Origin of the sequence: Xenorhabdus vietnamensis (assembly GCF_002127535.1) — a bacterium.
Taxonomy (GTDB): Bacteria; Pseudomonadota; Gammaproteobacteria; order Enterobacterales; family Enterobacteriaceae; genus Xenorhabdus; species Xenorhabdus vietnamensis.
Map to the genome: position 1 here is coordinate 34,163 of NZ_MUBJ01000022.1, position 18,473 is coordinate 52,635.

Genomic DNA, 18,473 nt, shown 5'->3' on the forward strand with positions numbered 1-18,473 from the left:
ATTCATTAGGCTGCTTTTACTATGTAATTGAATGCTATGTTGCGTGGACGAGTTTCCGTTGCTGTACGCACCGCGCGGGATGCATCAAATGTCCAAGTTGCTGCGCCATAACCTGTATTAGAAGATGATGGGCTAAGCCCTGTTGCATATAACCAACTTGATGCTTGGAATGGGCCAGAGGCTACTGCATCATGAAACAGTTGTGTTCTTCCAAATGTTCCTACAATATTCTGAATAGTATCAGTCTGAGATGATAATAATGCGCGCCCAGCATCATTGCCGCTCCCGCCATCCCAGCCGCGAATAAACTCCCCTCTCAAATCAGGTAGTCTGCCAGATGGATAGGCAAGGGCCAGTTTTGGGTATTTTTCTTTGTCAAATAGGTCACCGTTGCATTGAAACCAGCCTTCCGGTGGAATTTTTGACGGCCAAGGAATAGGGACTCCAACCGGTAAAGTTGAGCCTTCCTGCAAACCGAGGTTTTTCACAAACTCATTTTTGTCTGGAATATCTGCGCCATTCTTGCTTTTCTCTAGACGGGTATTAGCATTATCGTTAGCCTCTTTTACCGCTTTTGATGTTGCTGCATAAGTTTCGCTATTACTGTCCAATGCGCTGCTCAGGATCACAAATCCCTTCTCTTTCAGCGTCGCATCAGGATGGTTACGGCTGTTCGCGTGTTTCTGAATGGAATCATCCACATATTCACGTGTTGCCAGAATCACAGATGGGTCAACTTTCAATGTCACCGCGTTAGCGCTGCTGACAATCAGAATCATGCGAATAGTCTGAGTCCGGCCGGAACCTTCCTGTAATTGAGGTTTGTAGGTTTCCGCGCAGTTACCCACGGCAATCAAAATGCCGTCTTTGTCAAACAGGCCGATTTCACGGATCCACCAGCCGCCTTCGCTTTCAGGGATAACCTGCTCTGCAATGATCTGGTTGGTATTTTTAGGATCAATGCTTAGTGTGTTAATCGCCGCACGACGTTTTTCATTAATCAGTTTGGTTTGTTTGGTGTCCGGTGTCGGCAGCTTGCCATCACCATCACCGACGGCCATATGGGTAATTTCAATTTTAGTCCCCAATGCTGTGGCATTCGCCAATTTCTCTGCACCTAGCTGCGTCAACAGCGCAAAATATTTAGTACTCATGCTCTAATCCTCATGTCATCAATAATATGTATGCCCACGCCCATAATTTCTGAGCCGAATACTGTCACTTGTTCCGGGAGATAAGGGTAAACTGTCAGCTCATCACCACTGTAAGTCGCCGCCGAGTAGTGATATTCACCGCGTGTATCCAGATTGATGTCCAACCCAATCAAATGCCGACTGACTGGCTTGGCATCAAAAATCAGGTTTTCCAGTTCTTCGAACATTTCATGGGTGATACCGCTATCCAGCACACCAATATCCAGCTTGAAGGTGCCCGGTACATCGTTGGTTTGCCACCACTCTTTTACACGGATGAGATAACCCAATGGTTCAACAACCCGCCGAATTGCTCCAATTGTTCCTTTGTGTTTGTGCAGGAACAGCGAGCTTTTGATTACCTTCCTCTTGGTACTCTCAGGCCAGTTCTCGTCCCAACGATCGACTGACCATGCCCATGCCAAATAAGACAGCAGTGATGCCGGACAGGTGTCTGGGTTCCACAGTTCACGTAGCGGTACTTTGACCTTCTGCAATTCCGCGCAGGCTTTGGCCGCCGCAAGTTCTAGCTGGGTCGAACCCATTGGTAGAAGGCGATCACTCATCCGAGCCTCCCATCGTCAGGGTGGCTTTGGTGCAATAAGATGCCTGAGTTTTATCCAGTACCACGTCTTTCAATGGCGCTTTCAGTTCTACGCGCTGGACACCTTCCACATGCAATGCGGCATAAATCGCTGACAAACTAATGTCACGGCCCAGACGATGCTGTGCCGCGACATAGTGTTTCAGCTTCTGTTCTGCCGCCTTGCTAATAGGCTCTGATTCCGGTGTCGGAAAGATGTACAACACTGCATCAATTTCATATTCCACAATGCTGGCCGACTGAACTTTCAAGCGATCCGCCACCGGACGCACGTTTTCGTCGTTCAGCGCTTTTTCGACGATTTCCAGCAGCTCTTTGGAAGCTACGCCTTTGTCTTCTCGCGACATAATGGTCACGGTAACGTTAGCTGGCGACGGGCTTATTGCCGAGGCATCAGCAACACGTCCATCCGCACTGCGGGCATGATATTCATACGCACCAACCGGGCCGGCGACGCTCAAGCCTTCAAAAGCCTGTGGAATGCGAACACGATAGTCGTTGTCAGATTCCATTACCGCAGGGGTCGGTGGTACGGTGGAGTTATCCGCAGGACTCAGAACCATGCGGGATACGTTGTTGTTCGCACCCAGCTGATCCAAATCGCTGCCTGTTGAATAGGCCACCATTACCGCCCGAGCAGCTTCGTTAACCCGTTGACGCAAGAGCAATTCGCGATAAACGTTCTCTTCCAGCAACTTGACCAAAGGTTCGGATTCCAGTTGCAAAGTGCGAGCAATGGCATCTTGCTGATCTTCTGGATAGAGCGATATCAGCCCTTTTTTACGCTCTTCCAGCAGTTGTTCATAATCCAGTGGCTCAACCACATTTGGTGGTGGCAACTGACTTAAATCGATGGTTGACATGACTTACCTCACCGGAATAGAAAGTGAAAATTCTTTGGCGGATTGCTCATAAGTACCCGTAATATCCACTACCATTTTGCCATCCTGTAGGGTTTCCATCGTAATTGACGTCAATGTTACCCGCGGCTCCCAACGGCTGATTGCGGTATAGCTGGCTGCCATAACCTGAAGCCTAATTGCCGGATTTTGCGGCCAATCTATAAGTTCAGGCAGTAAAGAACCATAAGTACGACGTGCAATACGGCTTCCCACAGGAGTTAATAAAATATCGCTGACGGATTGCCTGACATGTGCTAAATCTGTCAACTCTCGGCCTGTGTACCGATTCATCCCCAAGTACATCATATTGGACCTCCAGAGGTTGCACCGCCTGATTGAACACCGGAGTGTTTATGGGAATCCACAGTTATGCCGTTGGAAGTGAATGTGCCTTCAGAATGTTTAATGTTGCCGTTCATTTCTCCTTCCTCCTTCGCTGTCAGTTTGAGCTTCTTAGCCTCCATATTGATCTCTTTATTAGCGGATAATTTGATATCTTCCTTCTTAGACCCCAAGCTCATTTTGTTGTCCGATGTTAATTTGATCTCATTTTGAGATTCCAGTCCAATCTCATTATAAGACTTCAATCCAATCTTGTTATAACCGGTTAATCCGATCTCATTCCAAGCAGTTAACTTAATTTTGTTCTTCGCCTCCAGCGTGATTTCCGGCGCTTCAATTTTGAAAGACTTCAAGGCCTTGATTTCTCCGGTTCTAATACCACTGACAGTCAATGCACCTGATTGTGGTTCATATTCCATCATTGCTCCATCAGGAAACTCAATGCGTACTGCTTGAGAAGAGATTGATGGTGCCGGACGTCCATTTGAAAAAATCGCTGGTAATACAAAGGCGGTAGTCAGCTCTCCGCCTATAGACAGTAATAAAACCTGTTCACCAGCACTGGGGGCCCACCATGTGCGGGAATTCCCCGCTCTGGATGTCAGCCAATGTATCCAGTCGGTTTTTAGATCACCTGTCGCAACCCGACACATACCTCTTGTGGTATCTATTTCGGAAACAACTCCTATTCGGATAATGTTTCGCAATAAACGCATTATTTCGGTAAGTTGTGTATTCATGGCGTAAAAGTCAGTTGTATGTTCATGACGCAAGAATGCCATGAAAAAGCAGGCTGGACATTAAACTGAGGTTGTAGGAAACAGCATACAAATCTAGAGATAAAATACTTTTAAATCAATGACATTAAAATAAAACAAAAAGCCTTCTCCAGAGTGAAAGAAGGCTTTTTACGATTTCTTGAATGATGCTGAACAGCATTGTAATGAGATGTGATTATTCCGGTTTACACTGCCGAACAACATCACGTATATACTGTTGCAAATAGTCTAATTTGGACTGGTCACTGATCATTCCGGCTCGGATATCGTAAATAGCACGTCCAGCTTTTGCAGTGAGTTCGACTTGGGTTCCATTGCCCACGCTGCGGGCGCTGGTATCTCTGTTTTGGGTGAGCTGACAGGTAGCAAGGTTGGCGGCGGCGATTCGCACCCGCCGATGACCAGCAGCAATGTCAGCACGCAAAGCCGCATTTTCTTCGGTAACATGAACTAACTTTCCTGAATAATATTCATCCAATTGTGCTGTCCGGTTTTGTGCATCTTTCATTTGCTGAATAGCAGCCAACGTTTCTGAACGTGCTTTTTGGTTGATGACAACAAGTTGTGCAGCTTGTTGTTGTTTTAAATTCGCCACTTCATTGAGAGATAGAGAACGATGTCCCCACCAGCCAAGGCTCCCGCCAATGACCAAACTCACAATTAAAGGCATTTTCTTCATTGTTCTGATCCCCAACAAACCAGTTCAGTCTCCTGTATATTGTTTATCCATGCGTACTATTTATCTCTGAGAGCTATCTATCTCTGAGAACTATCCATCCCTGGGAACTACAGCTATCCCCGCGAACTACAGCTATCCCCGCGAACTACAGTTCTCTCGGCGCTTGATTGATCAGTTCGCTGACAATTTTGGCCGATTTTGACGCAGGCTCTAATTCCAGATTTTCCAGGATGTTTTTCAAGATCAGGGTTCGTTTCATCTGCTCCCGGCGGTTCAGAAGATAGGTCAGGATGCCGAGGGAAATGCTGGCGAACGCACCGAGCAGAAAACTCCACTCATATAAAGAGAGGCCGGAAAAAATGGCAGTAGTGCCGGCACAGGCATAAGTGGCGTGGCTGTATTTATCCATGCATACCCCTTAATCCCAAAGCTGGATAATGGGTTTACTGGCAGCAGGCATAAATTCTGGCATTTCAACTTTCGTTCCATGAGGCAATACCGCGCCAAAATCAGCCAATCCGGGGTTTGCCTGCAACACACGCTCAGTCATTCCCAACGTGCGACCATAATGACGCCAACAAATGGCATCAACCGTTTCATTTTGTTGTGCGATAACTTGCATACACTCTCCTTTTCTTTGCAGAAAATAGTCGGTAAATCGAAGAGTTATGATCAAATAATTAGGAAAACATCTCAATCCGGTGAGATTGTTAGATAAGCAGTACAAATGCAGAACAATTTTGAACCAGTGACCTGTACATAAATTTGTTTCAGTAATCACCTAAGCACAAAGGCAGGAAATAATTTCCTGCCTTTGTGCTGTTTTATCTTAATTATGTGCCATTCCATCCATTGGAAGATTATGATCCTTTATCAGAGCTAATCAGATAACCAACTATCATCCTCCCAAACTTCTTGAATGAGTTCCATAATGTGATCATGTTCACTGCTTTTTTTAGTTCCTGTCACTCTTACGGAGGTACTGCTACTGGTTGCAATTCTGAAATTTGTATCAGGATAGTGTGGTAATATTCTTTTTTTTAGTTCACTTTCTAGTGAAAGCATGACTGATTCAGAAACATTAGCTCTTTTATCGAAAAGTATTTCTACTCGCATCCTTTTCCTCCCGCCAGATCTATTCTTCTATTGAACCAGAATTCCTTAATATTTTGTTACCGGTCACCTTATCACCTAACAGATTACTATCCAGTTTACTCTGGTAACTGTTAAATCTCTTTTCATAAGGTGCAGATAGCTCCGCTATCCAAACCAGTGCCAGCTCTTTGTCTTCCGCATGATTGCATTCACAACTTGTTGCCATTCGAGCAATAAAATTGATGCGTTGCGCTACCAATGATTCCATAAGAGATTCCACTGATTTATCCGCCTCCATATAATAAGCTGTATATATATACAGTACACGTAATAAGGCAAAATTTAAAGTAGTTTTTGCCTTTTCTGATGATTAAATTTGATAGTTAATAGCTATTATCCATTGTTTTAGTAGAAATATTTGCCAATTTGATGTATTTTTCTACTATAACAATACTATGAGCTGTAAAATGCTTTTCATTAATCTGTTCATCCGTACAGTTATTGACAGAACTCCAAGATGAGAACTTTTTGCCCCTTTTATAAACAATCCGTTCTGATCCTGATATGGTAGTGGACCCTGACCTAGCAGTAGATCCTGATTTTGGCACAATGGCCCATTGATGAAAGCGTGTGTTGATAAATCCTGCATGAGACAAAAATGGTGAAATTACGCCTTGTATAGATTGAACATCTTCACCATAAGGACTACCAAAAGGAATATGCTGGTAAAATAAACGAACAACCAAATCACAACGAGCAACCCATGGCCCGCCCTGTGCTTGAGTATAAGCAGCCCAATCTCCCTCATCTGCCGCCTGCAAAACGGCATTTACCTTATTGTCAGATAAACGAACTTCCCTGAGACGACGTAATTCGCGCCAAACCGAAACTGGCGCTCCACCAATTTGTTGGAATTGACGAATACGCCAGCGGCTCGCCCAAGCAGTCACTGACTTTGCCATGTCGCGCAGGGATTCACCTGTTTCATGGTCTTTTTCTTCTTCCAGCGCATAGCCGTCGATATTTTTGGAAATATACTTCGCAATGTAACCTGTCGCACTACCTTTGCTCGGATCGATTATCCTATAATCAAAACGAGCTTTTTTAGTTTCATCGCTCTGTAGCTCCTCCTGTTCTTCCTGACAAGCATAATGCTCAAGGATCCCTCTAACTTGCTGCAGATACTCCGGCAACATGAACAGCACCATATGCCAATGAGGAGTACCATCATGATGTGGTTCCACTACACGGAACCCAAATAGATTGATTCCTGCCCGAGCGAACGCAGCACGAGCCTTTGCCCAGACATTGCATAAATAACGCTGAGTATTATGTGGCGTTGCGCCATCCCAAGATTTAACAAATCCTCCTTTGTGCTGGACAGCATGGTATTTTGCAGGGGCTGTGATGGTATAAAACTCGCCAACACAGTTCATTTTATTGGCAACATCTTCAAAACCGCGCATCCTGACCATTAATTCACAACGTCGGATTGCAGGATTCGCGTTGCTATGAATAACCGTATCCGCCAGTGAAATTCGTTCCCCTTTTTCATTTTCTAAATCAAAACGTTTGAAAAACTCACGATTGCGCCGTTTTTGTTCCAGCCATTCCCTCAATGCTTGACGTGAAACATAAGGAGAAGCGGCTTGCTGTACTTGTCCAACGGCAATTGCCATGTGTTCAGATTGGATATCACGCAGACGTTTTAAACGAAAATACCACCAACGAGCTGACATCATGCGCAACATGCCAGAGCAGAGTTGATCGACCGATGGCATTTTGCGCCCACAATTAAAACGCTGCCAATAAGGGGGACGGGTACCACATTGTAAAGTCAGTTTTGCCAGCAATCGATACAACCTAGCGACACGGGAAAAATCCCCATCATCACAGTCAACTGAGGTTGATGCGTATTTTTTGGAAAAAAGCAAAGAGTAATACTCATAGTTACCAGAAATAAAAACGGAGATATCGTGAGCAAGTTTCAAGAGTTGTTTGCGATCATACGTCGCCACATTTTCCAGTTGCTCAATAAAAGGAAAAGGCGTCATACCAGAAACACAATGGTTAAATTGATACCGTTCTTTTACTAACTGCAATCTCGGTAACACATTCTGCCCTACCGTTTTTCTCAGGAAAGAATTTGCATCACGACGGCCTGAACGATTAAAGATATCGACATAACGACGACTGAAATATTTCGCCAGAAAATCCGGCATTTGTCCTATATATTGGTGACGCCATTGATGATCTTCCGCGTTGACTTCCCATAGCAAACGCTCTGCCATTGAAACACCTTGTGGTATATTCGGCTGAAACATCGCAGCTTGTTTACTTTTGACTATCAGATAATCACTATTCTGTGCATAAGTGATTAAGTTACTATTCATCAACTTCACCATATTAAGGATATGCAGGAGCCTGGCGTATTCATGCCATTTGTTTAAAACGATAATGTGTTTAGAAAGCGGTAATTACTTAGACAGTGTCAGGTACTTTGGAAACTGACTGACAACAACCTTTATATGATTCATCGTCTTAATCAGAGCCTGTTTTTCCTCTTGGGTAAAATGGTTGAATTCACTATCGTGGCGGAAACGCGGGATATTCGCCAAATAGAAAATGGCCGATAACGCCCGTGTATTCTCTTCGTAATGGTTGTCTCTTTTATCCCGCATGTCAGCAAAAAATCGATTCAATTCCTTTTCATTGTCACCCCAGTATGTCGCCCTGATCCTCGACAGGTGATTCAATCCTTCCAGTCGTTGACCGAGGTTAATCTGGGCAAACTTCTCTTTTTCAGTGTTCGCCATATTTTCCCTCAACATTTTCTTACGAAACGATCCTCAACGATTTCATGCTATTTCCAACTACTTCCACCATTTCAAACAGCTTATCCATCCTCAATAATTTCCTAAATGTTTCGATATCAGGCATAAAGATTGAAATCCGGACGTTCATGATGCAATATCTCTCAATGGTTTTCGGCTTAACCAATTCGGGCTCATCATTGATCTCATTTCGAGAGCAATTATGGGATACTAATAGCTACTATCTGTACTGTCAATGAAAAATACCAATATTGAGATCAAAATGGGGGCCGATAGTGGGGGAAGACCTGCTATTGAGCGCCTTGTCCGCGCGTATGGGTTTAAATCACGCCAAGCCCTGAGTGACCACTTGGGCGTTTCTAAAAGCACGATGGCAAACCGCTACCTTCGTGATAGCTTTCCAGCGGATTGGATCATCCAGTGTAATCTCGAAACTGGCGCTTCACTACTGTGGTTGAGCACAGGTCAGGGGGAAATGTTTCCAGATGGAGAAAATGGTAAAAAAACGGAACGATTGGAAGATATCATTGCTCCATCTATCCCTCGTGTAAAATTATCAGGTGGTAAGCTCAATGAAGCCAGCCCTGTGATTTTGGATAGTGAATTGATTCCTAAGGAACTCACAAATTCGCTGATTATTGATGATGGTATCTCATGGTATCTGCTGGATACTCAGGAAGACAATATTCAAGACGGCTTATGGCTAGTGGATATTGAGGGTATGCACAGTATCAAAAAGATTGCCAAAATTCCAATCAGCAAGATTCGGGTCAGCGATAGCGATGTCACTTTTGATTGTTCAATCAGCGACATCAAATTCATCGGCCGTGTTGTTTTGGTCATATCCAGGCAATAATAATCCGACATAAAACGGTTTCCATCAAGGTCATCTCTGCCCATAAGGGTAACCTTGATGGCATTCAATCATTCTCGCATCATGCCTGACTTACATAAAGCCTGAACGCAAAAGCCGATACAAAACATGTTCCCTCAATGGATGGTTTCTTTCCAAGCCGGGATGCAGAAATGTTTTTTCATCTCTGATCATGCCCAGTTTTTTCATAACACTCTCCGAGCGATAATTAGAGACCGTAGTGAAAGCCACAACTTCTTCCAGTCCGATTTCCCTGAATGCGAAATCAAAAACTCTGTGAGCCGCTTCACAGGCATAGCCTTGACCCCAAAATGGTTTATCCAGCCGCCAACCTATTTCAACAAAAGGAGAAAATGGAAATTCAATATTTGGGATATTCAACCCCACAAAACCAATAAACTCACCACTCTGTTTTAGTTCAACCGCCCATAATCCCCAACCCCCCTGAGTTTCAAATTTGCGAATACAATTATCAATAAAAGTATTGCTCTGCTCTTCAGTCAGTGTACTGGGGAAAAACTCCATCACTTCATGATCACTATTCAGACGGAAGAAAGGTTCTCTATCTTCTTTCTTCCAAGCTCGCAGATACAACCTTTCTGTTTCCAATTCAACAATCACAACGCCTCTTTAATATTCAGGGAAAAGTTAATCAGCAATATCTCATAATTGGATGCAGGATATAAAAATAAAACTGCCGGAAAATGGTATTATTTTCCGGCAGTAAAACTTGAGTTTTTATTTTAAAAGCGGTTATCAAGCACTGTTTTTTGCTTTTGATTTATCGCCTTGATTGTCTCTTATGGAAACAACCCGCTCCATCTCTGATTTTTTCTTATTCTCAACCTGTTCAGACTGACCAACAAATAGCCCGCCACGTCGAATTGACATACTGCCGCAACGGCTAATGCCTCGTAACTCGCCATGCTCGAGGATATCCAATGTTTCCGCACAGCATGTACCTTCAACATGACCATCAATGATAATTTCAGGTGCATTCAGCTCACCTTCCACTTTGCCAGCGTGCATAACACGAATAGCACCACCTTTAACATGGATATTACCAATGACTTTACCCCAGATCTGAATATCCCCTTCCATTTCTATATCACCCTTGAATACAGAGTTTTTTGCAATAATGGTATTGGGGCGAATCTCAGCTTCAGGTAATTTTTTCTCTTCAGGCTTTATGCCCATAGCTGATGTTGTAGAACTGATAACTGGTGCTTCTGTTGTTTTTTTTCCAAACATAGCGTTTATTCTCAATTTCATATTCGTAAAGTAAAACACTAAGGCTAAAAAAGATAAAATTGCTGTTATGGCACAACTAACATGAGCACCATACAGATATAGTCCCAATGTAATTCCCCAAAGAAACCATACACTGTATAAAAAAGCATTATCTGCAAAACGATACTTTCTCATATTTTTCTCGTTTTTGTAGTTTTTTCTTATATTTCATCAGCAAATATATCTATGCATATGCCTTAGCAGGTAATAGAAAACAGGCCGTGAAAACACATTCCATCATTGTACAAGTATAAAAAACAATCTACCAAACTATAACAGAGGCATTTATAGCGTTATTACACGGATAAAGCTCTCATTTGAGTTTAATCCTCTAAATAGCCATCGAATTATCTCACATTTATTAAATAATAAAATCCAGCAAGATAAATTTAATCTCCTATTTTCAGTTACAAAAATCATATAATTTCATAATTTCATAACAACTAACACAAAGCATTAATAAATCCATATCATATTAGGGACATTAGGTTTCTGGTTGTAGTGTGATGACAAAGGAATACTTAACGCAGGAGGTTAGATAACCCAATTAAATAGCCATCCTATTTATTGCTATTTTCTTACAAACCAATTAAATAAGAATTGGTCTTGATGATGAAAAAAGTAAATGTCTATCTGGATAGGTTAATTTTTACCTTTGAAAAAAGTATGATCTAATTTTTAAATCAACCAAATAGTGTTTTAATGTTAACTATTATGAATATACATGAATAATTTTTAGTTAAAACTCACTTAGTGAATAAATTTACAATCCCTCCATTTTGTTAACCTTACCTCTCAAGACTGGAATGCATTAAAAAAATAAATTGGCTTACACTTTAACATTGCTTATAAAACATAATTTATTGACATTTACTTATTAAAGTATAGAGGCATAAAACCATTTATAGCCAAAATATAAGAAACACCTTAAAATCAAAGAATTAAAATAAAAATAATTTATAATATTTCAAACAAAAAGAATTTTAAGAAATATAAACCAATAAGGAATAACACATAAAAATCAATAAATTATTCCGGTGTTAACAATAATCCGAATGCAACCACATAAACATTAATAAACACAAGGTAAAAAATAAACAAACCATTTTCAATCACAAAAATCCTCACTTAAACCTAACACAAATATTTATTTAGATATATAATACAAAAAATTATTTAATTGATGTTAGACATAAAATATCAAGAGCTTTCAATGCTGTTTAAATCGGCACTAAGTTTTATCGAGATAATCCAAGTGTCATAGGGGGAGTTTTTTATTCACACATTAATTAATAAAATAAATACACCATGCACTCATCAAAAAGAATGATTACTCATGATACGGAAAATTAGGAGTATTAAATGAAAAGGACGACGGGCTTAAACCAAAAGAGTATTTGCGCGCTCCAATTAACCATGCCGGATTTCAATATTCTGGAACATAAACAAAGAGGGTTATATATCTTACTCAATGGTGAAATGGTGTGGAAAGATTGCATAAACACTTATCACATCACATCAAACGAAATCCTTTTTACCCATCCAGGAAGCTATGCAGCTAAAACCAATACGGAAAGTTGCCAGATATTATGGTTACCCTTACACATGGAGTTTTTACGCAGTTTTTTAAAGCGTTTTGGCTCATTATTAAGTCAGATAGAACGACAGGAGTTTCCTGCTCACAGGCTGATTCCTTTTAATCAATTTCCATTGCTGACGGAAAGCATTCGCGGGCTAGCTAACTTACTTGCCCATGATTCCCCACCGGCCTTGATTCAACTAAGAGTTGAAGAGTTATTATTACTGCTTTCCTTGGGGAAACAAGGGGCACTGTTAATGTCTATCCTGCGGAAATTAAGCAACCGTCAGGTAGAACGCCTGCAAATGTTTATGGAAGCTCATTACTTGAAAGAATGGAGATTGAATGACTTTGCACGTGAATTCGGAATGGGGCTGACTTCCTTTAAGGAGCTTTTTAACAGCGTTTATGGGACTTCACCCAAGGCTTGGATCAGTGAGCAGCGTATTCTTTACGCACATCAATTATTACTGAATAGCGAAATGAGCATCGCCGATATTTCATTGGAATCGGGTTTTTCCAGCCAATCTTATTTGGCTCAAAGCTATCGCCGACGTTTTGGTTGTACACCTAATCGCGCCAGATACGGCAAAGATTAATGATGCATTTAGCAACTAAAACTTAGTTCTATACCCCATGAACCAAGGCTTTCCAGTTTTATATAAACCTGTTTTAGATCAAACTGAAAAGCCGCAACTACGATTAATCTAATGTATAACCAAAACACACTGCCTTATCTGATTATTTCATACGTTCCATGCCTGATAGATCATGGATGATCGTTTTTATCGATCAATCTCCCTTGATTGATCTGTGCAACCCATTGGACGGCAGCATCTCATCTCACATATAGTTATGGTGACTCATCACTATTTAGAGCTAACCCGACTAAGCTCTAAGTCACCACCAGGGATTTTATATTTGCCGTATCTTATGGCCTGCTCCCGTGCAGGCTTTTTTTTTGAAAATTTATCAGAATACGAAGAAAGATATCTACTACCTGCAAGCCATATGGGAATAGCTGGCAGGCTCGATACTAAAAAGGGAGTAAATCACATTGATAAAATTTAATGCGATTCACAATCATTCTTTTCGCTATCTACACTATAAAAGATCGTACCCAGTTTAATTCTTTCACGACCGGTAGCCAGACGATGGCGATTAGTATCCCTAAGAGAATAAACACAACCGCAATATTCCTGCTGATAAAACTCTTCACGTTTGCTGATTTCTATCATACGGGAAGAACCACCTCCCTTACGCCAGTTGTATTCCCAATACATTAAATCAGGATAATGAGAAGCCGCACGGACACCGCATTCATTGATCTGTTGCATATTTTTCCAACGAGAAATACCAAGTGAACTGGTAATCACAGGGAAACCATGTTCATGGGCATACAGCGCTGTACGTTCAAAACGCATGTCAAAACACATTGTGCAACGAATACCACGTTCAGGCTCATTTTCCATACCTTTCGCGCGTGCAAACCAATTATCACGATCATAATCTGCATCAATAAAAGGAATGCCCATCTGCTCCGCAAAACGGATATTTTCATCTTTGCGCAGTTCGTATTCTTTCAGAGGATGAATATTCGGATTATAGAAAAATATCGTAAAATCAATTCCTGAAGCCAACATTGCTTCCATCACTTCCCCGGAACATGGCGCACAACATGAGTGCAACAGCACTTTTTGGTGACCGTTTGGTAGTGGAAGCGGGTTACGCTCATAGTTCAGTGACATAATATTTCTTACCTGATTCAGACAATAAAAAATCAGGAAGGGGATAAACTCCCCTCCCTGTGTTTATTGGATAGGCATCTTACCTGTTTCTACTGTCTTGCGACAATCTTTGTACGGTAATCTTTGTAAAATCTGTCTTTGTAAAAACACTCAGCCTTCTTATACTTCCGGCAGAATCTGCCCACCATCAACAACGATCGTTTGCCCGGTAATGTATTTTGCTTCATCAGAAGCCAGAAAACAGGCAGTATAACCAATATCTTCAGGTGTTCCCAAAGCCCGCATTGGGGTAGTTTCTTTGATATCATTAAGGAACTCATCACCAAATGCAGTTAAGCCTTCAGTCATGATTATGCCTGGCATAACCGCATTAATGGTGATACCTTGCCCCGCATATTCCAATGCAGCACTGCGCATGAATCCTAACTGCCCTGCCTTACTGGCACCATAGTGGCTGTAGCCCGAAATACCCGTTATCTCCCCTGTTATTGATGAAGTGATAACAACACGCCCGTAACGTTGTTTTTCCATGATATTCAGCGCCGCCTGCACTAAGAAAAACGTCCCTTTAAGATTAACGGAATGCACTAAATCCCAATCTTCCACGGTCATATCTTTTAGATAATGCTGTGGAAAAATACCTGCATTGGAACAAAGAATATCGAGCCTGCCATACTTTTCGACAATCTTATCAACCACGTTTTTACATGCCGCCTGATCAGTAACATCAAGAGGAATGAAATCGACTGCTAACTCTTTAGCAATGGCTTCCCCTCTCACTTCATCAGTACCTGCAATAATGGTAACCGCGCCAGCTTGCTTCAGCACCTTGGCAATACCCTTGCCAATACCTTTGGTTCCACCTGAAATAAAAGCAATCTTTCCCGCTAAATTAAACATGGCATTTCCTTTTGTATTAGTTGATAGAGTTTTTCTGTTACATCAAATATAATTTTTTCAATTTATTTTCAAACGTTTATTAATGCAAGCTCAATAAATAAAAACTGCGTGTTAAAAAACATAAAATAAAGTAATGTTACTTACATGAAAAAACATCACCCCTTAAATTAACCGGACATTGATTATTTTTCTGTCAAAGATTATTTTTAAAGAATAATGGGAATATTTTTAAAGAAGATAATAATATGAGGTGAAAAATATGACTCTCGATAATTCATTCTTAAATGAATATACCGGTACTGCCTTATCACCGATTTTGTTTCTGAAAAGAGCTGTATTAAGCAATGGTAATGCTATAGCTGTTATTGATGGAAAGCAACGTTGGACTTGGCGCCAATATGCCAATCGCTGTGAAAAAATTGCTATCTCTCTCCAACAAATGGGAGTTGATAAAGGAAGCGTAGTCTCAGCCCTTTTACCAAATATCCACGAATTACTTGAATTGCATTTTGCCATCCCTCTATCTGGCGGCATTCTCAATGCCTTGAGCACCCGAACAGATACAGCCACATTAAATTTTATCTTTGCAAAACTGAGCCCCAAAATATTATTTATTGATAGAAGCTTCCTTCCTCTATTAAATAATATTACTTTCAATAATCCAATTAAGATAATTATTGTTGATAAACACGAAACAACTATTCCCATACATTCTGACGGATATGAATATATGCCTTATGAATCACTGATAACCGAATATTCATCAAAGGCACTATCTCTTCCTCAAATTGATGAACAAGCAGCTATTAGTATCAATTCCACTTCGGGTACCAGTGGACAACCTAAATTGGTTGTTTATTCCCACCGTGGGGCATTTTTAAATGCCATTTCCAATATTCTGGATTGGGACATGCCCAAAAACCCCATCTTTTTATGGACTCTTCCCATGTTTCACTGCAATGGCTGGTGTTTCCCATGGACAATTGCGGCACGGGCGGGTACACACACCTGCATGAGAAAGTTTGATGCAGAGGAAGCAATGCAACTTATACAGGAACATAACGTAACACACTATTGTGGAGCGCCGATTGTTCACTATTCTTTAGGCAAGATAGCACAAAAGTCTGGCAAACATTTTGCTGGCCGCGTTTATGGCCTTATTGCTGGCGCTCCACCTACAGAAATGGCGTTTTCACTGATGGATGAGGTAGGTATCAATGTAACGCATGTCTATGGCCTGACCGAAACTTATGGCCCTGTGGTTGTCTGCGAAAACAAACATGAATGGCAAGCACTGCCAAAATCAGAAAAAATCTTAAAGAGAATGCGTCAGGGCATTGCCTCCAATTTGCAGGGTCAAGTTAGCGTGATTGATGAAAATAGCCGACAGGAAGTGCCTTTTGATGGCAAAACCATTGGTGAAATCGCTGTTCGCGGTAATATTGTGGCAGCTTACGATCCTGTACGTCACGTCACTCCGGAGATCACTAATGAATGGTTTTATACCGGAGATCTCGCTGTCGTCGATCCTGATGGCTATATCAAAATCATTGATAGAAAAAAAGATATCATTATTTCCGGCGGTGAGAATATTTCCAGCCTTGAACTGGAAAATGCCCTATCCAGTTACCCCGGTGTTTTGGCAGTTGCCATTGTGGCGAAACCCGATTCTTATTGGGGAGAAGTTCCCCATGCCTTTGTTGAGCTTGATGAAAATGCATCAATCACTGAGCAAAAGCTAAATGATTACATTTGTACAGTAGTAGCACGGTATAAACGCCCCAAAGGATATACTTTCTTAACCTTGCCTCGAAATGCCAATGGTAAAGTTTTAAAAGATCAATTAAGAAAGTACGTCAGAGATTGATATAAAAAGAATAAAAACGATAATGATGAATCAATAATAATGGAGCAAAATCATCGTATGAAAATAAAAATTCAAAAATATAACATCACACAAGAAGATTATATTGTTTTAAGTTTGCATGATGCTGCTTGGAAAAAAGTTTCATCCGGTGAAAAGAAATACGAATTCCGCCGAAAATTCAGGAGAAAACATACCGTTGCTTTTATTTATGTAACAACTCCCGTCAAAGCAATAAAAGGAGTAATGTTACTTGGTGAACCTATATCAGGAACTGCCAGACAAATTTCAGATATCGCAGAAAAAGCCATCCCTGGTAATGGAAAATCTGTTTTTGATTATTTTGCAGATAATGATTTCGGCTTAGCTATTCCAATTATAAAAGCCATTGAAATACCAGAGGTATCATTGGGTTATTTACGCAAAACACACCATTTTGTAGCACCTCAATTTTATTTAAAATTGGATAAAAACAAATCCCTTTACGATGATTTAATTTTGTACATTAAATAAAAATTAACATCAGGTAAGGCTTGAGATAGGTTTTGCATAACCGACACGATTAACTTACCTGACCTTCATTGCAATATTTCCTGATCTCTCAAATTTTTCAAGTTGCTGCTTGGTTAGTCGTGCACAGACTCAGAAGCCATTGAATACAATTATAATTAAAAATTATGCATTCAATTAAATAATATCATAGAGTGATTTATAAATCAGATGAAAATAAATTCATACTGAATAATACAACCATATAAATCAGTGAAAAAACAACTCCATTTAATACATTACAAATAACGTAATAAAATATTACCTTCTCACAAACACTTTTCTGCCATCACAATAACCCACGGACACTAAAGATAAAAATAGAAATTTAATAAACAGCAAAAATAAAAATACTTACAAGGAAAATTTAACCAACACAATTTATTGTGCTACATTAACCATGGAAAAATAAATAAGAAAATACCATGAAATATTCTAATAAACATGATTTATAACCAATACGTCCAAAATACAATTTAAATAAATTTTATCATGATAAATTTATTTTTTTATGAGATTCTTTTTATGGTTTAGCTTTTATATGTTTTTGTTATTATATAGTCCGTAAGCAGCTTATAGGATGAAGTGTTGGGCCCAGTGTTATGTTTGTCGCGTATATAAATATGCTAATTACGTTAACTAATGAGGGTACTACAATGAGAACTATTGATATGTTAGTAGCAGTAAAAGCTGAAGAAATTATGAATGATTACGGTAAACTTAGTAAAGATATAAATAAGCCTTCTGCACTTCATCCATCATCTATATATCATAAGTATATTCGTATATTGCCTGAAGATGACATGCTGGTTTCAGTAGATAATGAACTGAACATGATGGTTAAGGCTAATGTCGGCGATACTATTCGTTGGAATATAACGACATTAAATATTGATACTTTATATTCTTGCGCTTTAGTAAAAGCTATGCCGATGAATATGGGTTTAATGAATAACGATACCACTCATATGATGGGCATGCATGTCTTGAAAAACTTTATGACATTCATGCCTGTCGTCGATATGACAAATCCATTAAATGTAGAGATGCAGCAAATGAAAGGTTGCTGCTGGATGTCTACAATCACTGACCTGCCTCATCCTGGTACAACACGCGTCATGTACTATGAGTGCGTCGTCGCAATTTATAGAGAAATGACTCTGATGGGCTATATTGCTCTGGAGCCGGGCATTATTCTGGATCAGAAAATGATAATGTCTTAACAATATACCTTTAGCTTA

Annotated in this window: 21 protein-coding genes; 5 read left to right on the forward strand and 16 right to left on the reverse strand. The window is 40.5% G+C overall.

The features are described from left to right. Positions 1-5 precede the first annotated feature (5 nt). From Xvie_RS16185 to Xvie_RS16240, 12 genes are all read right to left on the reverse strand, one after another. Complete coding sequence (locus tag Xvie_RS16185; RefSeq protein ID WP_086110219.1) at positions 6-1,154, reverse strand: phage tail protein; 1,149 nt, start codon at positions 1,152-1,154, stop codon at positions 6-8. Then, positions 1,151-1,759 carry a phage tail protein I gene (locus Xvie_RS16190; RefSeq protein ID WP_086110220.1) on the reverse strand — a complete coding sequence of 203 codons (609 nt, stop codon included), beginning with the start codon at positions 1,757-1,759 and terminating at the stop codon, positions 1,151-1,153. Before Xvie_RS16190 ends, Xvie_RS16185 begins: the two co-directional genes overlap by 4 nt. After that, a complete protein-coding gene (locus Xvie_RS16195) occupies positions 1,752-2,660 on the reverse strand; it encodes a baseplate assembly protein (RefSeq protein WP_086110221.1) in 909 nt (302 codons plus the stop codon). The genes Xvie_RS16190 and Xvie_RS16195 overlap by 8 nt, the downstream gene beginning before the upstream one ends. 3 nt (positions 2,661-2,663) lie before the next feature. Continuing rightward, complete coding sequence (locus Xvie_RS16200; protein WP_086110222.1) at positions 2,664-3,005, reverse strand: GPW/gp25 family protein; 342 nt, start codon at positions 3,003-3,005, stop codon at positions 2,664-2,666. After that, positions 3,002-3,823 (reverse strand): phage baseplate assembly protein V, encoded by an 822-nt coding sequence (locus Xvie_RS16205; protein ID WP_339373926.1) that lies wholly within the window; start codon positions 3,821-3,823, stop codon positions 3,002-3,004. Before Xvie_RS16205 ends, Xvie_RS16200 begins: the two co-directional genes overlap by 4 nt. A gap of 172 nt (positions 3,824-3,995) precedes the next feature. Continuing rightward, positions 3,996-4,499 carry a lysis system i-spanin subunit Rz gene (locus Xvie_RS16210; RefSeq protein WP_086110223.1) on the reverse strand — a complete coding sequence of 168 codons (504 nt, stop codon included), beginning with the start codon at positions 4,497-4,499 and terminating at the stop codon, positions 3,996-3,998. A gap of 145 nt (positions 4,500-4,644) precedes the next feature. Beyond that, positions 4,645-4,908 (reverse strand): hypothetical protein, encoded by a 264-nt coding sequence (locus Xvie_RS16215; protein WP_086110224.1) that lies wholly within the window; start codon positions 4,906-4,908, stop codon positions 4,645-4,647. A gap of 9 nt (positions 4,909-4,917) precedes the next feature. Continuing rightward, positions 4,918-5,121 (reverse strand): tail protein X, encoded by a 204-nt coding sequence (locus Xvie_RS16220; protein WP_086110225.1) that lies wholly within the window; start codon positions 5,119-5,121, stop codon positions 4,918-4,920. A gap of 257 nt (positions 5,122-5,378) precedes the next feature. Then, positions 5,379-5,615 carry a DinI-like family protein gene (locus tag Xvie_RS16225; protein ID WP_086110226.1) on the reverse strand — a complete coding sequence of 79 codons (237 nt, stop codon included), beginning with the start codon at positions 5,613-5,615 and terminating at the stop codon, positions 5,379-5,381. Between the two features lie 19 nt (positions 5,616-5,634). Beyond that, complete coding sequence (locus Xvie_RS16230; protein ID WP_086110227.1) at positions 5,635-5,862, reverse strand: hypothetical protein; 228 nt, start codon at positions 5,860-5,862, stop codon at positions 5,635-5,637. Between the two features lie 115 nt (positions 5,863-5,977). Further along, positions 5,978-7,987: a replication endonuclease gene (locus Xvie_RS16235; RefSeq protein ID WP_086110228.1), complete on the reverse strand. Its 2,010-nt coding sequence runs from the start codon at positions 7,985-7,987 to the stop codon at positions 5,978-5,980. A gap of 84 nt (positions 7,988-8,071) precedes the next feature. After that, positions 8,072-8,410, reverse strand: coding sequence for a DUF5347 family protein (locus tag Xvie_RS16240; protein ID WP_086110229.1), 339 nt, complete (start codon positions 8,408-8,410; stop codon positions 8,072-8,074). A 253-nt stretch (positions 8,411-8,663) separates the two neighbouring features. Between Xvie_RS16240 and Xvie_RS16245 the strand changes: the two genes are divergently transcribed. After that, positions 8,664-9,284, forward strand: coding sequence for a phage repressor protein CI (locus tag Xvie_RS16245; RefSeq protein WP_086110230.1), 621 nt, complete (start codon positions 8,664-8,666; stop codon positions 9,282-9,284). Positions 9,285-9,374: 90 nt separating this feature from the next. Here the strand turns inward: Xvie_RS16245 and Xvie_RS16250 are convergent, their stop codons facing one another. Beyond that, positions 9,375-9,923 carry a GNAT family N-acetyltransferase gene (locus Xvie_RS16250; protein WP_086110231.1) on the reverse strand — a complete coding sequence of 183 codons (549 nt, stop codon included), beginning with the start codon at positions 9,921-9,923 and terminating at the stop codon, positions 9,375-9,377. Between the two features lie 135 nt (positions 9,924-10,058). Further along, the gene (locus tag Xvie_RS16255) at positions 10,059-10,553 is read right to left on the reverse strand and encodes a bactofilin family protein (protein ID WP_086110232.1); all 495 of its coding nucleotides are present in this window, start codon (positions 10,551-10,553) and stop codon (positions 10,059-10,061) included. A 1,401-nt stretch (positions 10,554-11,954) separates the two neighbouring features. Between Xvie_RS16255 and Xvie_RS16260 the strand changes: the two genes are divergently transcribed. Further along, the gene (locus tag Xvie_RS16260) at positions 11,955-12,770 is read left to right on the forward strand and encodes a helix-turn-helix transcriptional regulator (protein ID WP_086110233.1); all 816 of its coding nucleotides are present in this window, start codon (positions 11,955-11,957) and stop codon (positions 12,768-12,770) included. A 468-nt stretch (positions 12,771-13,238) separates the two neighbouring features. On the opposite strand, the gene Xvie_RS16265 is transcribed toward Xvie_RS16260, so the two are convergent. Together Xvie_RS16265 and Xvie_RS16270 are read right to left on the reverse strand one after the other, a co-directional pair. Continuing rightward, positions 13,239-13,919, reverse strand: coding sequence for an epoxyqueuosine reductase QueH (locus Xvie_RS16265; RefSeq protein ID WP_086110234.1), 681 nt, complete (start codon positions 13,917-13,919; stop codon positions 13,239-13,241). 159 nt (positions 13,920-14,078) lie between these two features. After that, positions 14,079-14,819: an SDR family NAD(P)-dependent oxidoreductase gene (locus Xvie_RS16270; RefSeq protein ID WP_086110235.1), complete on the reverse strand. Its 741-nt coding sequence runs from the start codon at positions 14,817-14,819 to the stop codon at positions 14,079-14,081. Positions 14,820-15,078: 259 nt separating this feature from the next. Here Xvie_RS16270 and Xvie_RS16275 point away from each other — a divergent pair, with 259 nt between their 5' ends. The 3 genes from Xvie_RS16275 to Xvie_RS16285 all read left to right on the forward strand — a co-directional run bounded on the left by Xvie_RS16275 (position 15,079) and on the right by Xvie_RS16285 (position 18,455). After that, the gene (locus tag Xvie_RS16275; protein ID WP_086110236.1) at positions 15,079-16,686 is read left to right on the forward strand and encodes an AMP-binding protein; all 1,608 of its coding nucleotides are present in this window, start codon (positions 15,079-15,081) and stop codon (positions 16,684-16,686) included. A gap of 39 nt (positions 16,687-16,725) precedes the next feature. After that, complete coding sequence (locus tag Xvie_RS16280) at positions 16,726-17,196, forward strand: hypothetical protein (RefSeq protein WP_208612603.1); 471 nt, start codon at positions 16,726-16,728, stop codon at positions 17,194-17,196. A 692-nt stretch (positions 17,197-17,888) separates the two neighbouring features. Continuing rightward, complete coding sequence (locus Xvie_RS16285) at positions 17,889-18,455, forward strand: AidA/PixA family protein (protein WP_086110238.1); 567 nt, start codon at positions 17,889-17,891, stop codon at positions 18,453-18,455. Positions 18,456-18,473 lie beyond the last annotated feature (18 nt).

Excerpts from the sequence above, each read along its gene's own strand:
- Xvie_RS16240 (WP_086110229.1), bottom strand. The coding sequence starts at position 8,410 with ATGGCGAACACTGAAAAAGAGAAGTTTGCCCAGATTAACCTCGGTCAA.
- Xvie_RS16200 (WP_086110222.1), bottom strand. The coding sequence starts at position 3,005 with ATGATGTACTTGGGGATGAATCGGTACACAGGCCGAGAGTTGACAGAT.
- Xvie_RS16210 (WP_086110223.1), bottom strand. The coding sequence starts at position 4,499 with ATGAAGAAAATGCCTTTAATTGTGAGTTTGGTCATTGGCGGGAGCCTT.
- Xvie_RS16255 (WP_086110232.1), bottom strand. The coding sequence starts at position 10,553 with ATGTTTGGAAAAAAAACAACAGAAGCACCAGTTATCAGTTCTACAACA.
- Xvie_RS16190 (WP_086110220.1), bottom strand. The coding sequence starts at position 1,759 with ATGAGTGATCGCCTTCTACCAATGGGTTCGACCCAGCTAGAACTTGCG.
- Xvie_RS16265 (WP_086110234.1), bottom strand. The coding sequence starts at position 13,919 with ATGTCACTGAACTATGAGCGTAACCCGCTTCCACTACCAAACGGTCAC.
- Xvie_RS16245 (WP_086110230.1), top strand. The coding sequence starts at position 8,664 with ATGAAAAATACCAATATTGAGATCAAAATGGGGGCCGATAGTGGGGGA.
- Xvie_RS16260 (WP_086110233.1), top strand. The coding sequence starts at position 11,955 with ATGAAAAGGACGACGGGCTTAAACCAAAAGAGTATTTGCGCGCTCCAA.
- Xvie_RS16215 (WP_086110224.1), bottom strand. The coding sequence starts at position 4,908 with ATGGATAAATACAGCCACGCCACTTATGCCTGTGCCGGCACTACTGCC.
- Xvie_RS16195 (WP_086110221.1), bottom strand. The coding sequence starts at position 2,660 with ATGTCAACCATCGATTTAAGTCAGTTGCCACCACCAAATGTGGTTGAG.
- Xvie_RS16220 (WP_086110225.1), bottom strand. The coding sequence starts at position 5,121 with ATGCAAGTTATCGCACAACAAAATGAAACGGTTGATGCCATTTGTTGG.
- Xvie_RS16230 (WP_086110227.1), bottom strand. The coding sequence starts at position 5,862 with ATGGAATCATTGGTAGCGCAACGCATCAATTTTATTGCTCGAATGGCA.
- Xvie_RS16280 (WP_208612603.1), top strand. The coding sequence starts at position 16,726 with ATGGAGCAAAATCATCGTATGAAAATAAAAATTCAAAAATATAACATC.
- Xvie_RS16205 (WP_339373926.1), bottom strand. The coding sequence starts at position 3,823 with ATGGCATTCTTGCGTCATGAACATACAACTGACTTTTACGCCATGAAT.
- Xvie_RS16285 (WP_086110238.1), top strand. The coding sequence starts at position 17,889 with ATGAGAACTATTGATATGTTAGTAGCAGTAAAAGCTGAAGAAATTATG.
- Xvie_RS16225 (WP_086110226.1), bottom strand. The coding sequence starts at position 5,615 with ATGCGAGTAGAAATACTTTTCGATAAAAGAGCTAATGTTTCTGAATCA.
- Xvie_RS16235 (WP_086110228.1), bottom strand. The coding sequence starts at position 7,987 with ATGAATAGTAACTTAATCACTTATGCACAGAATAGTGATTATCTGATA.
- Xvie_RS16275 (WP_086110236.1), top strand. The coding sequence starts at position 15,079 with ATGACTCTCGATAATTCATTCTTAAATGAATATACCGGTACTGCCTTA.
- Xvie_RS16270 (WP_086110235.1), bottom strand. The coding sequence starts at position 14,819 with ATGTTTAATTTAGCGGGAAAGATTGCTTTTATTTCAGGTGGAACCAAA.
- Xvie_RS16185 (WP_086110219.1), bottom strand. The coding sequence starts at position 1,154 with ATGAGTACTAAATATTTTGCGCTGTTGACGCAGCTAGGTGCAGAGAAA.